Origin of the sequence: Mesorhizobium album (genome assembly GCF_033977205.1) — a bacterium.
In the GTDB taxonomy this organism is placed as follows: Bacteria; Pseudomonadota; Alphaproteobacteria; order Rhizobiales; family Rhizobiaceae; genus Mesorhizobium; species Mesorhizobium album.
In genome coordinates, this window is record NZ_JAVIIW010000081.1 from 1 (window position 1) to 14,566 (window position 14,566).

Annotated in this window: 11 protein-coding genes and 3 pseudogenes; all 14 read right to left on the reverse strand. The window is 60.0% G+C overall.

The window, feature by feature from the left end:
• Window positions 1-2,609, reverse strand: a pseudogene (locus tag RFN28_RS33510) (hypothetical protein); the annotation flags it as partial.
• A gap of 556 nt (window positions 2,610-3,165) precedes the next feature.
• Window positions 3,166-3,355: pseudogene (locus tag RFN28_RS33515) on the reverse strand (IS5/IS1182 family transposase); the annotation flags it as partial.
• Between the two features lie 311 nt (window positions 3,356-3,666).
• Window positions 3,667-4,830: an IS110 family RNA-guided transposase gene (locus RFN28_RS33520; RefSeq protein WP_320276735.1), complete on the reverse strand. Its 1,164-nt coding sequence runs from the start codon at window positions 4,828-4,830 to the stop codon at window positions 3,667-3,669.
• 503 nt (window positions 4,831-5,333) lie between these two features.
• Window positions 5,334-5,591: a hypothetical protein gene (locus tag RFN28_RS33525; protein WP_320217895.1), complete on the reverse strand. Its 258-nt coding sequence runs from the start codon at window positions 5,589-5,591 to the stop codon at window positions 5,334-5,336.
• On the reverse strand, window positions 5,575-6,513 hold the full coding sequence (locus RFN28_RS33530; RefSeq protein WP_320291429.1) for a hypothetical protein: 939 nt from the start codon (window positions 6,511-6,513) through the stop codon (window positions 5,575-5,577). Before RFN28_RS33530 ends, RFN28_RS33525 begins: the two co-directional genes overlap by 17 nt.
• Window positions 6,510-6,920, reverse strand: coding sequence for a hypothetical protein (locus RFN28_RS33535; RefSeq protein ID WP_320276738.1), 411 nt, complete (start codon window positions 6,918-6,920; stop codon window positions 6,510-6,512). The genes RFN28_RS33530 and RFN28_RS33535 overlap by 4 nt, the downstream gene beginning before the upstream one ends.
• A 147-nt stretch (window positions 6,921-7,067) precedes the next feature.
• Window positions 7,068-7,613, reverse strand: a complete 546-nt coding sequence (hxsA, locus tag RFN28_RS33540; protein ID WP_320291430.1) for a His-Xaa-Ser repeat protein HxsA — start codon at window positions 7,611-7,613, stop codon at window positions 7,068-7,070.
• Window positions 7,610-8,719, reverse strand: coding sequence for a His-Xaa-Ser system radical SAM maturase HxsC (gene hxsC, locus RFN28_RS33545; RefSeq protein ID WP_320276739.1), 1,110 nt, complete (start codon window positions 8,717-8,719; stop codon window positions 7,610-7,612). The genes hxsA and hxsC overlap by 4 nt, the downstream gene beginning before the upstream one ends.
• Window positions 8,716-10,125, reverse strand: a complete 1,410-nt coding sequence (hxsB, locus tag RFN28_RS33550; protein WP_320276740.1) for a His-Xaa-Ser system radical SAM maturase HxsB — start codon at window positions 10,123-10,125, stop codon at window positions 8,716-8,718. Before hxsB ends, hxsC begins: the two co-directional genes overlap by 4 nt.
• A complete protein-coding gene (locus tag RFN28_RS33555) occupies window positions 10,122-10,397 on the reverse strand; it encodes a hypothetical protein (RefSeq protein ID WP_320276741.1) in 276 nt (91 codons plus the stop codon). Before RFN28_RS33555 ends, hxsB begins: the two co-directional genes overlap by 4 nt.
• Window positions 10,398-10,438: 41 nt before the next feature.
• Window positions 10,439-10,648: a hypothetical protein gene (locus tag RFN28_RS33560; RefSeq protein WP_320217843.1), complete on the reverse strand. Its 210-nt coding sequence runs from the start codon at window positions 10,646-10,648 to the stop codon at window positions 10,439-10,441.
• 44 nt (window positions 10,649-10,692) lie between these two features.
• Window positions 10,693-11,025, reverse strand: a complete 333-nt coding sequence (locus tag RFN28_RS33565) for a hypothetical protein (RefSeq protein ID WP_320276742.1) — start codon at window positions 11,023-11,025, stop codon at window positions 10,693-10,695.
• 324 nt (window positions 11,026-11,349) lie between these two features.
• Window positions 11,350-13,656, reverse strand: coding sequence for an nSTAND3 domain-containing NTPase (locus RFN28_RS33570; RefSeq protein ID WP_320276743.1), 2,307 nt, complete (start codon window positions 13,654-13,656; stop codon window positions 11,350-11,352).
• Between the two features lie 635 nt (window positions 13,657-14,291).
• Window positions 14,292-14,566: pseudogene (locus RFN28_RS33575) on the reverse strand (Ulp1 family isopeptidase); the annotation flags it as partial.

Genomic DNA, 14,566 nt, shown 5'->3' on the forward strand with positions numbered 1-14,566 from the left:
TGGTAGTGGGCTATCAGCGGGTCGACGAGCCGCGTTCGGGCGGCGAGATCTGGATTTTCCCTCTGCAGCTCCTGCGCCAGAAGTTCGTAATCTCTCTGGATATGCTCATCGTTCAGCCATTCCGTGGCGCCTAGTGCCAGCCCGCTGCGGTCGTGAGACGAGGCTTGCGGATCGAGCGCCTCAACCTGAGCGTCGGAGGCTGTACCTGGAGGCGGGGCATAATGGGCATCATCACGCAGCTCGGCCGGTGTGGACGGCAAATCGACCAAGGAATCAAGACCGCGGTAGATGTCTGACGAGCGAGCTGACGTGGATTTCGGCGTTGGCCACGTAGTCGCGTCAAAATCCGACGGAATCTGCGGCGACCAATTCGAGTCGGAGCCGGCAGATTCCTGCCGCCCAGCTTGGTCCACCTCCTGCCAAAGTTGCGACTGATCGTAACTTTCCTGCGAGGGGGCGGGCCTTACCCCCAAATCGGCATGCTCCCGCGAGCTAAGCTGTGGCCCGAGCTCCGTGGAACCTTCTCCAGGCTCTCTCGATGACGACGATGGCCCGGCAATCGATCTCGACCTGGCAGCGTCCGACCGCGGCGCGGAGCCGGCATCGTCCTGCAAGTCGACGATGTCATCAAGACCGGCATAGATCTGCGATGATCTGCGTGACGAGCCGGGCTGGGCACTTGCCGAGCCGTCAACTGCGGTCCAATGGCCCAAGCCGCTACCCTCCTCAGCCAGTTGCCCGGGCGTGAGCGCATTCAGATCAAAATCCGGACGCCGATAAGGTGTGGGAGACAGTGGTTCAAGGCCGGCGAAGGTCGAGGACGAGTCGGCACTTTGAGCAGGCGAGGATGGGGGCGGCACGGGGGCAAATTCTGGCGGGAGCGATGTCGTCTGATGGAATCGCTGCACATTGGTAGCCATTGGCGCGCCAGGCTGTGCGGCCTCTTCTTCATGGAAGGCTCGCAGCACGTCCCAGGCCGGGTCGCTCGGGGACATGGGGATGGGCGAGAAGGCGACGGGTGAGGCGCTCTGGGCAGTTCCCATGGCCGGGCCGCTTGGCTGCTCGCGCGGGGCCGCTTGCCCATGGGCTGACAGGCCCAGTGCATTGTTGGCTGCGACCATTTGCCGGTATTTCTGCAGAAAGCCCCAGGCTGTGCCGAAACGGGGGCCTGCGTTCTTCTTGTACTCGTCAACCGCCCGGCTCAGCACCGCGGGTTCAATCTGGGCAATGCCCTTGCCGAAGTTCTGACTGAGCCACTCGTTGAAACGACACAAATGACTCCGATAGACTTTTAGCGTGTCTTTTCCGTACCTGCTTGCAGCTGACCGACATGCATCTTCGATCACCTGGTTCTCTTCGTTGACGGGGCGAGTTTTAGCTGTTGTGACAGTCTGTCCGGCATAGGCTTGCCGCAGCCTTCCCAATGCCACGTTGATGTCGCTCAGTAGTACGGCATCGTTGCCCGCAAAGTTCTTCGCCAGGCCGTCCAGCTGCTCGTCCTCAATCCGACCGTGGATTTGGCTCTGGTGGTTCTCGGCAAGCCATATGCTGAACTTGCGCAGCGCCGCTAGATCGTTCCCCAAGGTTCGTGCTTTGATGCGGGCCACGGCTTTTGCCCGGTATTGGGCGAAGAGTTCCTCATCGTCCTTCGTGCCGGGTCGAACAGTCGAAACAGCCGTCACAGGCTGTCCGGCAGAATGCTGCCGGAGCCTTCCCAATGCCACTTTGGTGTCGCTCAGTAGTACGACATTGTTGCCCACAAAGTTCTTCGCCAGTGCGTCCAATCCCGGGTCCTCAATCCGGCCGGCGATCTGGGTCCGATGGTTCTCGTCAAGCCATGTGCTGAACTTGCGCAGCGCCACTATATCGCCAGTGATCGAGCTTTCACTCACCTTGGCTGTTTTAGCCACCTCGGCACGGTAGGCGGCAAAAAGCGCCTCGTCCGGATGCTCGCGGCCGCGCTTGCGGCGGCGCGTTCGCTGAACGACGGCAGCCTGGTGCGGCGCCGCGGCCGGCATTGTATGGCGCGCGCCGGTCAAATCGCCCTGTTGACTGGCCGCAGGCCGATATGCGTCCGTGACGACGTGAGCGAAGTTCACGACATGGGGTGCGCTTCCAAAGCCCGTGGCGGGCAGGTTGACCCGCGGCGGCATGGAACTCGAAGCTTCGTAACCGACCCCAATCGCTGCGCGGCTCCGCGGCTGATCGACACTTTGCGCCGGTGAGTGGACCACCCGCTCCGCATCCTGCCAGAACTGCGAAGCGAAACTTGCAGCCGCAAACGGCCCGGCGCGATCGGCGGCGGCAAAGAGCTCCTCTTGGTCAAAACTCTGCGCAGGTGAGTGAGCTGGTGGAGCAAAGGGCAACTGCGAACCGCTTTCCGCGTCCTCCTCTCGCAGCATGCTCGGACCAACCGCATCTGCATGTGAGCCGGTCCGCCGCCTGGCGAGACGGCTGTTTGGAACGGCTTGCCGATGCTGGCCCGGCGGCAACGCGTTCAGATGCCCCTGAAAACGCGCCTGGTCGGTCTGCTGCTGTTGCGAGCCTGCATCGTCTGTGCGGGCGAAATCTGAGACGTGGGACCGATTGATATTGCTAAAGGGACCCATCGTATCTCCCTTGCCTGTTCCGAGCAGCTCAAGCCGCCCTGGCGGCTGGAAACTGTTCTATGGGGCTCAGCTGTCGACAGGCTGACGGACCGAGAGCGCGGCAGGACGCAGTCGAGATCATCACTCCAGGCGCGAAGGAGGAACTCGCTGCACGGCCCGCCGATCTTCCCGTTCGACAAGCCCCGTCCGGCCGCCGTTGCGAAGCTGTCGGATCTGGTGATGCCGCGCCTCGCCTATGCAGCCAAGCGGCGCGGCAACCTAGGTGAGCGTGCGTATTGCCTCACGTAACGATGCTCCGCGAGATTCAGGCGTTGCCTCATGCGCAGGTGTTTGGAGCCTCGCGGAAGCGCTCAAGGCGCGGCTGTAAGAGAAGCCGACTAAAAATTGGGGATCTAACGAACTAAGAACTGGCCGCCCCCATCTCCCAATCCGTTGAATTCTTATGAGAGCGATCCGAGTGCGGCGCGAACTGGGTCTGCAGAAAAATCACGCTCTCCCTATCTAGTCGCCCGTGAACAATGAAGCTCGTCAGGCTTCGAGGGATTTCGGCCGGCTGGAGCGCGGCGATCAGCAGCCACAAAAGCTGCCCGAACCAGTTGAGCAGCAGCGAGAAGTTGTAGCCGGCCGCGGCCAGGATGGCGTTGACGGCGTCGCCCTGCTCGCCGGCGAGTAGTTGCGGTCCATCCGGTGTTCGGCCTTGATGTGGCCGATGGCTCGATGGCGGAGCGGCGGCGCATCTGCCGCTTCGGTGAAGACCCTCATATGGGGTTGGCGATGTCAAGATTGGAACATATTCGACATCCTCATAAGGTTTCCGGCTCCAGGTTGCGGGCTCAACTACGTGACGCGGCTCGTTTTGCTGAGCCTAATCCACCTCATATTCGGTCGCCATTGATCGCGGCTGCACCAACATCCCGCTTTCGGCGGGCTGAGCCCAGGATGACGAGACCATTCTGAACTACGACATTTTTGCCAGGGTCTTCATAGGTTCGTCACCTGGATCCGCCGGGGTTCATGAGATCCCGGTAGATTTCGGAAAGGCTAAAGTAGCGAAACGCTATACCTTTTTCATAATAGCACCTTCGATTACGACTCCGGAGGTTACGTACTTCCACAGGGCGACTAGCAGCTTACGTGCCAGCGCAACGATGGTCGGTTTCTTCATTCGCCCGCCATTGTGTTCGACGCGCGCCTTGTACCATTTTGCCAATGCCGAATCTGGCTGGTGCTGCAGCCATAACCAAGACAGTTGGATGAGCGTGGTGCGCAATCTTGGATTGCCAGCCTTCGACACACCTTGTTCCCGGTCGATCGAGCCACTCTGCCAAGGCGTCGGCGCCAGCCCGGCATAGGCGGCGACCTGACGGCGATTATCAAAATGCCGGAATAACCCTTCCGCCCAGAGGATATTGGCAAACTCCGCGCCGAGTCCCTTAATCCCCAGCAGCATCGTGACGGGCGACGGCTTCGTCTTGTCCGTGTTCTGCGCCGCGATAAGCGCCTCGCGCTCACCCTCGACCGCCTTGATCTGTTCCATCACCAGTTCCAGCCGGTCTAGTTCTCGACTGATCTGGGCCTTCATGTGCCTTGGCAATGCGTGCCCGTCTCCTGTTCGCAGGTCTTCAAGCCGCTGTCGCCGATCTTTATGAAGCGGCTCGTAGTCGGTGATGCCTTGCGAGAGCAGCAGCCCCTTGATGCGGTTGACATGGCCGACGCGTTCGACCATCAGCGCCTTGCGTTCCCGGCCGATCCTCCGCCGATCTTCCTCTTCATGGGAGATGGCCAGCACCATCGAGCATACGCGCGGTTCACCCCTCTTGAAGGCCAACAAGACGCGAAGCAGAACCTCGCCATCGACGCGATCGGTCTTTACGCGTCTCCGTCTGCGGGGTGTCGCAATTGATGCCGCATCCACGACATGGCTCTCGATGCCCTCCTTCATAAGCGCACGGTGGATCCAGAAGCCGTCGAGACCAGCCTCCTGGATCGTAATGATCGGATAGGTCTGCCTAGTCTTGGCTCGGCTTCTCTCCCGTAGCTTCGAAAAGAGAGCGAACAGACCGGTGATGTCACCAGCAGCTATCGGGTGCTTCGACATCTTCTCACCGTTCCCCGGCAACAGGGACGTAATCAACCAGGTCGATCGGGAAAGTTCCATCGACACAAAAATTGCAGCAAGATTGGTCTGGATGGCGGTCGCGGGTCTTTCGATCTTAAACATCAAGGGCCTCAGAATAAGCGGTTGGTGGAACGGCCATTATTCTGCAAAAACGCGGGCCGTCATCCACCCCATGGGATTCTGAACTTGTGGCTCTGCATTGTGGCCGCGGTATCCAGTGTCGGCTCAACCCGATTGCCGCTGCGCGCCGCAGATTATCCTGCACCGTACTGCATGCTATTCCCAGCACGACCGCAATCTCGCGTGAGCTGATCCCGCTTCCGGCAAGCCGAAGCACTTGTCTCAACTATCTCATGGTCAGCCTTCTCTTTGCCGGCATCAAAATGTCCTCGTTCATCGCGAGGTAATTGGTGCCAAAGTTGCTGATCCAGGAGGTAATCTTCAGTGCCGAAAAACGGCCGGTCTTTGGTTGGAATGGCGGCCGGCTTCATACCGGAATGGTGGCCGGTGTTTGATCGGAATGGCGGCCGGCTTCACGCTGGAATCCGCACTCTGTCTTTTTGGAGAGGAGTAGTCGTCCTGAAAGGACGGCCCCGAAAAGGTCGCTAGGAGAGCGTGCCGGGGTCGGCAGGCAGCTCGGACCAGTCGAAGGCTTCGCCAGCTCTCTGGCAGCGATCGCGCTCTCGGAGATAGAGCACCTCCCAGCGCTGCCCGGTTCGCCGTAAGAAGCGATCCAGGGCGTCCATCGCCGGGTCGACATGCCCGAAAACCTCGCGCCGAATCGCCGCTTGCTTCATGTCGACGCCTTGCGCGACCGGGACGGGCTTGCGGCCGCGCCGCAGCGGGTCACCGTCGTACGCCACGGCAGGAAGAACACTGCGGGCCGCCAGAAAGTGGGGATCGACGGAAAACCTGGCATGAGCACCACCGCCGTCGCCCTGCGGGCGTAGGAGCAGTAGTGTCCTGCGCGCGCCAGGCTCTCGTCGTCGAGATGCCAGCCTCGGCCGCGTTTCCGCTACGAAAGCGAAGATCGAAGGCGCTGGGGGAAGAATGCTGAGGCAACGGACGCGTACGGCCATGCGCGATCTCGCCGAGCACGTCGCCGCATCGCTCGATTAGCCAGTTATTCCACGTGCTTTCGATCAAGGCCTCGCGCGTAGTGCTGGGATCGAATTGCGCGTCGAGCGAAAATGAGAGATCCACAGCGACGCGGGTCTTGAAGCCGATATAAAGACTTCCCGCGCCAGCGGCACTGGGCACAGCTACGGAAATTCGCGTCACGTCGGCGCGGGCCTTGTGAGCTGGATGCAGATAACCGGGCACACGCAAGGTTGCGCGCCACACCGTCCACGACGTCGCCGTACTCTCGACCTCGCGCCTCGAAAGCTCGATGATGGAGTCGCGACCACCAACAAGAGCGATGTTTTCCCACACACCGACGCTCAGCGTCCGGCCTTGCAAGGTCGCGCCTATCGGGTCACACCAGCGGAAACTCGATACCCAGGTTAGAAAGATTAGGCCGTCGTCCTCCCATTCCGCGAACCAGGCTTCCAGCCCTTCCTCGCTGAAATCCGTTTTCAGGCGCAGCACAATCATCGTGTCGGTCGCGGGATCGTAGAAGCCGGGTAGCGGTCCTTCCGCTGGCACGACTTGGACCGAAAGCTGATCTCCGGAAAAATGATACGGCGCCGGATGGATCGCGAGATCATCCGCGATGCGCTTAAGCGTCTTCAGGCCGATGCCAAACCGCCCGCGCTGATCGGTTCTGTTTGTCTTGGTCGTCACAAACGGCAGAGCGCCATGCCAAGGACGTGCTGGCAGGCAACCGGCTGGCCGTTATGCACGATCAACAGCTTGCGGCCGGCAGCCGTGTCGCGGAAGGCGAACCGCACTTCTGACGCACGTAGATCATCCGCATTTTGGATTACCTCCGTCAGCCCCTGAAATGGCTCGACGTTCAAATCCTCGGCGGCGGCGGCCGCCCCGCGCATCATCCTTTTCAAGGCACCAGGCGATGATACCAGCGCATCCGCCAATCCAGTGACCACGGCCTTTGCGAATTCGGGAGTTCGCGGATCGATCAGGTCATCGACCTCCGGCTGATCGTCCCAGATCATCCGCGCGGCCCGAGCACCCAAGTCGGCGTCAGTCTCGGCCGCAAATGGTGATGGAAGCGACGTGAATTCGTTCATAAGTAAAGGTGCCCCCCGAAATTTGGACGTTCAAAGCTTGGCGAACAAAGCAACTTGTTCGGGGCCATGTTCAAGCTCGGCAGCGACAGCGACGACTGAGGTGGCCTCGTTTCTATTCGCGCCAGTGCCTATGCAAGACAGGAGCTCCTATCTGGCCTCTATCCTCAGCGCAGTCAGCGTCTCGGGAGTGATCGTCCCGGTTACCTTCAAAGAGTAGTCCGCCTGCATGCGCAGCAGCCCGGCCCGCAGCTCAGGATTCATCTCGCCGTCTATCTCGCCGCTGTAGTAGCCGAACGCGAGCAAGGCGAACTGGACCTCCTGGACAATTTCCTTGAACTTGTAGGCGTTACCCGGAAGCGTCTTCAGCGGCGCCGGCGCTGGTGCGATGGCGGGCGCCTGGTAGGTCGGCGCGGGTGTCGACGGCGCGCTGTACAGCGGGGCGGGTTGGCTCGGCGCTGGCGGGATGTAGGAATAGCCGCCCGATGATGATCTATGGCTCGAGTGAGAACTGTGGCTGCTGTGACTCCGATGCCCGGCCAGAGTGTAGAGGTGGTCGAGCTTGAAGATGTCGAAGAGAGATTTCGTCTTTCCGAGGTCGCCGTCCAACGTTGGCCTGGTCGGCAGCGCCTCTGCATTGGCTGGCAAGAATCCCGCCGCGAGCAGCGACGGTATCGCGTAAAGCCGCTTCTTCATTGGATAGCCCCCAAGTTGCTGTATCCGTGGTTAGCTGGATGCCACTCGAAAAATCCCCCGCACCGAGCTTTCAACGAGCATCCGTCGCACTCCTCTCGATAGGAGCGCTTCCAGTCGGAGATCGTGGCCGGCGCGAGATGGCGGGATGGCTCCGGTACCGTGCAGAGCGGGAAATTGTAGAGCAAGGCATCGATCCCACGGCTCCGCACGAGATCGATGGAGCGGCCGACAACATCGAAGCCTTCTGAACTATCGTAGAAGAGCGCCTTCCAGTTCATACGCCCGAAGCCGATGTTCTCCATCTGCATGACAGCCCATGTCCGGATGAACGGCAGAGTGGACACGATGAACCTTGCCAGGTGCGGCAGCCTCTCTGCGTTCGGACGCATCAGCACGGTGCGGAGCTCTACCTGGGCACCCAGACGGCACATCAGAGCCAAACTCCCCAAAAGCCGTGCGTGTGCGCCCGCCTTGCCGACAATTTCGTCATGCACGCCGGGATCGCGGGAATAGAGCGGGATACCCCAGACGACCCTGCCCTGGTCGATGCGGCCCATCGCGTGACGATCGGCCTCTTCAAAATGCTGGCCGTTGGTCAGGACGTGGAAGGAAAGGTCCGGGCGAGCGTCCAGAACGCTCTCCAGAAACCCGAAGAGCCGATCCTTGAAAAGCGTCGGCTCCCCACCGGAGATGCCGATCGTCGCGCCTTCTGGAGCAAGCAATGCCGCCGTCTCGAAATACTGGAACAGGTCGACGTGGTGCTTCTTGGGCGGCTGCGAGCACATCAGGCAGACTTGGTCGCACCGCTCGGTCACCAGGAAGGTGTTGTGCTGCGACGAGCTGCGGATGAGGCGATCCGCAGTTCCGCGCCGTGGATTCACCAGCAGCACGTCTCCGTCGATCTTGGAAGGATCGAGGCCAAGGATTCGTATCGAGCCACCCTCACCCACATAGTCGGCTCCTTCGGGTCCTACGCGCTCCAACGTCGCATCGAAGGGATTCAATCGCTCAGTCCTTTGCTCCCAGGCATCGACCTCAAACGAGCGAAGCCGGACCACGAAAGGCTGGTCGGCGTTAGCCTCCACCTTGATGCGCAACGGTATCATGGGTGGGTCGGCACCATGTCGTCGTTCCAGCCGGGCACGCCGAGCCAGGCGGCCAGCGAGGCGCGCGCCGGCTCGTCCTTTCGGTAGAGGACATCAAAGGCCTTGTCGAAGAGCGACAGATGCCTGCCGCAGAACCATGTATCTGGCCGAGGAACGTCGATCCGGCCATACCGGGAGATATCGTCGATCACGTCGGTGCCGCAAAACGGCTGATAGGCGCAGTGGATGCAATCCGGATCGAAGTGATTGAAAGCCCCGGAATTGAGAACGTCGACCTTTGCCCGGTCGATTCCCGTCCCGACATCGCCAATGGTGAGATCGATGCGGCCGATCCTGGACAGCATCCGGGCTTCGTCGGTCGGGTAGAAGCGGCCATCGTGATCTATGACGACATAATCGGAGGCGAAGAAGTTTGGATTCCGGATGTCGACGTGGTTGTCGGCACCGAAGCGGAGCACGCGCTTCAGGCACTGGCTGAAGTAGTATTCCTCCATGAACCGCCCGGTCCGGTGATTGCGGGCGATCAACAGGTCGATGAATTCGGCATGAAGACGATTCCAGCGCGCGAGTACATTGTCGCCCTGCTGAATCTTTCGCGCGAATCCTTGGTGGTTTATCGGTCGCAGGTAGACGGACCGGACTCCATAGCGCTCATAATTGTCCAGCAGCGCCTCAAAATCCGGCGGGTTTGCAACGTCCACCGTCGGCAATGCCGAGATCTTAACCTTTGGGTAGCGGGAAGCGGCTGCCTCGAGATTTCGAAAAAAGGCGTCGGTGACGTCGCTGCCGTGCGTGCGCTGTCGCTCATGCGTCACCCGGTCTCCGTCAAGCGAGGTGCTGATGAAGGTGTCGTCGGCATCCAGGAATGCCCATGCGCGAGAGTCCAATTGCTGCATGTTCGTGCAGACGACGAACTGGGATTGGGAAAACTTTTCCCGGCAGAAGTCGCGGACGGCTTCCAGCAAGTCGATCCGCAACAGGGGCTCGCCACCCTGGAATTCGATCTTCACGTCTGGGCCTTCCAGACCGTCGAGGAACGAAAGGACGCCGGCAAGGGTTTCGGACGACCAGTCGAACCCGCGTGCATTTTCGGGAGCGCGCGAAACCTGGCAATAGCCGCATGCAAGATTGCAGCGGAGTGTCGGCACCAGGATGACGTAGTTCATTCTCGTCAGCCGCGACTGTCGCCGCGCCCACCTGTAGGCGAACGAGGTCCAGTGAAGGTCGAGTTCCTTGTCGAAACCGTGATTTCCCTCCCTAAGAAACGTTCCGTCGATGGGAGTCAGGCTATCGGCGGCGTACCTATCCAGGAAGCCGTGGCTTGACTTGAAAAATCCGCCCGCATCGTCGGAGAACAGCACCGAACCGTCCGACATCTCGCGGAACTTCAGCGGCCAGACGTTCATCGGCCTGTGACCGCGGCGACGAGCGCTTGTCGCATGACCAGGGTTTCAGCGTAGATTTTCTCGCGGTAGACGACGTGCAGAACATCTTTGCGAAACTGATCTTCGGCGAAGCCCGCAGATAAACTTACCGATACTCCACCGCCCTGCCTCGCGAGGTGGCATGCAGGGTAAAGCGCCTGCAGCCGAAGCATCGCGGCATCGGTGTATTTCTCGAACTGCAGCGGAATCTCCACTACAAATTCGCCGTCAGTAGCGTTCGGAAACTTCGTCATGTCCCACCCCCGCGCGATAATGCGCGGCGAGACGCAAACAATCAACGCATATTTGCTTTCTTTTTGCGTCTTTTCCGCTCTATCCACTCGTTGAAATACTGTTCTTCGTTCATGCCGGCCTTTCTCGCCCGGCGGCGAATTCCCCTCATTGCGCTACGGGTCGGGGCATCGACGCCCGTCTGCTTCTTGAAGCCCGACTGGAACGCCGCAAGCAGGACTAGTCCGACCGCCACCAGAATTACCGCTCCCAATATTCCCTCCCTCGCTCCAGGCAGTGTGACGCCTATTCGGAGCTTCAGTTCCCGAGGCGCTTGTAAGCGTCATGCTGCTGTTGATAACAGAATTCAACCATTACCCAGTTCGAACCCGTGGCAGTCCGCCAATCCTTGTAGCATTTGGCCAGAATGGCCCGCTCCTGGTCGTCTTGGTTGCTATGGTAGATGTCCGCGACTTGGCTGAGAGACTTCGACTGATTGTCAATACAGAATTCCTGCATGGAGTAATCGTCGGGCCATTCCGCCGCGCATCCCGCCTTTATTCCGGCCATGGGATCATCGGCAGCAATCAGCGCTGGCGGATATACCGCGGCAACAGCAAACGCCGCAGCGAAAACTATCCTTCTGCCCATCCAAGCCCCCGTGTTCGCCAGAAGATCTCGACCACAGGCGACGTTCTATGTCAACTAAGACGGGTCGGCTTCCTGTGCTTGCAGTACTGCCGGCTTCGGATGCTTGCTGGGCATTGGCAATGGTGCTTACCCGACATCAGCCGCGGGAGGACCGGCTAGCCAAGGACAACTTCGGCGCCCAACTTGTGTTGGGATCGCAATGAAACATTGTGCCGAATTCCAAGCTGTCTCTGACGTTCCTCGGAGACCACTCGGCATGGCTCGATATTGATGCTCGTCTGGATCCGGACCGACCGCAAGCCCGCACACGCAGGCACTGTAGCGCTAGATCAAAGGCAGTGACCGGAACATGTCCCGCAACTCGTCATCCGTTGCGGGGAATTCCAAGAGTTCGCTTAGGGACGACCCTCCGTTGAAGCCGAAGCCGCGATCATCCCTTTCATCGTCCAGTTGATCGAATTCGGCGAGCAGGTCGTTAATTTGCGACAGCGGTGCGTAGAACGACAAACCATATTTCTTTGCCAGATCTTCAAGTCCGTCTTTGAGTTCGGACAGTTCGGTCTCGCCTGAGCAATCGGAAACTTCGTCGAAAGCCCCACCGTCACGGTATTGCACCAGAGCCGCGGACACGGCTGCCTCATCCGGACCGCTCCACGCAGGAGACTTCTCTGCGTATCCGAGAAGGCGATCCCATTCGTAGTAGCGGGCGAACTGGAGGCATTCCAGGATTCTGTCCAACAACGCCCGACGCATTCCCTCTCCCCCATGGGCACGAGCCCAGGGCGCCCCGTCCAGCACCTCAAGCACGCCGATGATCGCATTGATGTCGGTGACGCCGTTCTGCTCGCTCTGGAGAAACTGGAAAGCTGAAGTGGCCAACTGCCATACCTTCGCATTGCGACTCTCGTCCGCCCATCTGAGCAACCAGCTCAGGCGATGCTCCGGCGTCAAATCGACAAGCGTGCCCTGTCGGCCAACAACAGTTTTCGTCCACCGGAGATGCTGGCTCGAGATCGTTCGGCTCAAGGCAGCGAGATACCTTTCGTTCTCGGAAGAGACCTTCGCGAGCAACTGGGGCGCGTTCCGCTCGACGGCGAAGTCGCGGAGTTCTTGAAGCTGGCGAAAGCGGATTGCGCCCGCGATAACGTCGTCAGCGTAGTCATCGTCCCCTGACAACAAGAGATTCATGAAATCCCGTATCGACGGGTTCAGGAAATCGATCCCGTACGGTCCGATGGAAATGAACGAACCCTCCAGTTCCTGGATCGACCGACGAAACTCGTGTGCCCCTGTCCTAAAGTTGTACTTGCGTGAATTGTGACCGTGGATGCCGTCCCAAGCCGGTCGAAGATCCAACGGGTCGACATGTCGGCCGAGCGAGGCAAGCGTCAACAAGAGCGACCGGGCAGCGTCGGAGATTTGGTGCTCGAATGCGTATCGCCAAATCGCCTCAGGGGAATCGAGCAGCGCCCTGACGTGAGATCGATAGCCCTCGATCGGGACTTGGCGAACGCGGGCGTAACCGGCCAACCAGGAAACGAGCCGGGGGGTGAAGTTCTTATGGTTTACGATGTCGAGGAAGAAATCGTCCTTCAGGAGCTCCCGTTTGTACTCGGCGGGTAGATCGCCGAAGAACAGGTGATTGTATAGGATCCGGGCCTTCTGGCGCCTTGAGTAGTCACCAAGCTCCAGGATGCATCGGCTATGCAGGATCTCGCTCGACGAAAGGCGTTCTGATGCCGCCACGGCGTTGCGGAGAATGTGTTCCCTCGTCGTGAGAATGAAGCGGCTGTGCTTGGTCCGTTTTACCGCCTCCATGAAATTGACGAGCGCGGCATCCTGGTTCTTTTCGTAGACGCGGCCGTCGTTGAGGAACGTCTCGCCCAGGAAGTCATCGAAGTAGAAGATTTGCTTCTGATTCCTGTCGAAGAGCCTGCGCGCTTCCTCGATCGAGTTTTGGATCACCACTGGTTCGTAGCCCTGATCGAGATGGGCATAGAGCAGCATGTCGGCGAGCGTGGTCTTCCCTATTCCCGGGGCGCCCGAAATGATCACAATCCGAGAGCCTTCGAGGATCGAACGCGCACGCGGCAACGCGCGGCTTTGGACAAACATGGGAAGGGATGCCGTTACCCGTTCGATCTCGAACTCCGTCTGACAACGCTCGGCGTTGTGCAGCACCCGCTTCATCACGGCGGCGCTCGTGAACCAGAGCTTGAAGTTGTCCGCCTCCACCTTCGGGTGTTCCCGCAGCAAGGCGTTCAACTCGGTCCGTCCAATGACGTCCGTCGTCGAGCCAATGTACGGCGCCGCGCATTTCCGAAGTTCGTCCTTGTTCCCCGGGGTCAGGCCGACAGACGTCACCAGAACGTATCGCTCAGGATTCAGCTTTCGAAGTCTGGGAAGTTCTTCGCGCTTGAACGTGCTCAGCAGTTTGCGGAATCCAGTGCCTGGGTAGTGTTTGCATTGAACGATGGTCTGGACGCCGGATTTGAAGCATCGCAGATCGATTCCGCCATCCCTGCCGGCGGTAAAGCGTTCGAGTGTCTCGCCCCAACATGCGGATAGAAGATCCCCGACCAGTTCTTCGAAATCATAAGGAGAAAGACGGGAGAAGTTGTAAGTGACCATATCGGTCCATGTAATCGGCAAATCGGCTTGGGTCGAGAACAATGCGCGAAAGTCGGGCGGGTGAAGCAGAAACGATGATTCAAACTCGCCCGGCCTTCTAACCGCTTTTGCGGTTATCCCCCGCCGTCTCACCGCATGTTCAGGCTGCTGCCTCGAGCATGTTATCGACGATTGCCTGGAGACCGGGCTCCATGGCTTCCTGGCAATCGATCTCACGATCGGCGCATTCGCGACGGCGCGTTCGCGGGTTGATCACGATTTGCCATCCACAGCGCTCTCTTGTCCCACTGGCGGGGCACGGGCGGGTAGGCGTTCGCCACTAGCCACTCGCCGACAATCGTCTCCACCAAGTCCGGCTCGGCTTCGCCGATCCAGGCTGCTAGCCTGGTCAGCGTCTCGTCGGTTCGCGGATCGAGGCTGAACCGCTGCGGCCTGGCAGGACGCGGTCATAGACCTGGAGCGTGTAGACCGAGGTCGACAGCACAGCAGGTTGATGCCCCGCCCCTGTATGCCGCCCGTTGAACGATCCGCGGCGGGTTGCCTAAAACGTCGCTGTGACGGTCGTGGCACCGCTTAAATCGCCATCATCCGCTGGTCAACCAGGCCGGAGTGTCGGCGAGCCGTTGCAGCAAGCTTCATGGACCGGAGCCGATAAGCGGCCTGAGGCGGTCCAGCAAGGCCTGGCGGTCGGCGACGAGGGTGTCGAGGTGGAGCGGCCGGCCGGTGGGCGGTTCGGCTTCAGCCAGGCGTGCAGTCAGCGCCCGGGTGGCGTCGAGGACGAAGACGCCGCAATCATAGTTGTTGTCCTGCTGGGCCATCAGCACCGGCTTCAGGCGGGCGCCCAGCTTTGCGGCGAGCTCTTGTGCCAGCGCGCTGTTTTGGCCGCCTGAGGAGTCGTAATGAGAGGCGA

Coding starts and splice junctions, on each gene's coding strand:
- RFN28_RS33535 (WP_320276738.1), bottom strand. CDS start 6,920: ATGAACGAATTCACGTCGCTTCCATCACCATTTGCGGCCGAGACTGAC.
- hxsC (WP_320276739.1), bottom strand. CDS start 8,719: ATGATACCGTTGCGCATCAAGGTGGAGGCTAACGCCGACCAGCCTTTC.
- RFN28_RS33555 (WP_320276741.1), bottom strand. CDS start 10,397: ATGACGAAGTTTCCGAACGCTACTGACGGCGAATTTGTAGTGGAGATT.
- RFN28_RS33520 (WP_320276735.1), bottom strand. CDS start 4,830: ATGTTTAAGATCGAAAGACCCGCGACCGCCATCCAGACCAATCTTGCT.
- hxsB (WP_320276740.1), bottom strand. CDS start 10,125: ATGAACGTCTGGCCGCTGAAGTTCCGCGAGATGTCGGACGGTTCGGTG.
- RFN28_RS33570 (WP_320276743.1), bottom strand. CDS start 13,656: ATGGTCACTTACAACTTCTCCCGTCTTTCTCCTTATGATTTCGAAGAA.
- hxsA (WP_320291430.1), bottom strand. CDS start 7,613: ATGAAGAAGCGGCTTTACGCGATACCGTCGCTGCTCGCGGCGGGATTC.
- RFN28_RS33565 (WP_320276742.1), bottom strand. CDS start 11,025: ATGGGCAGAAGGATAGTTTTCGCTGCGGCGTTTGCTGTTGCCGCGGTA.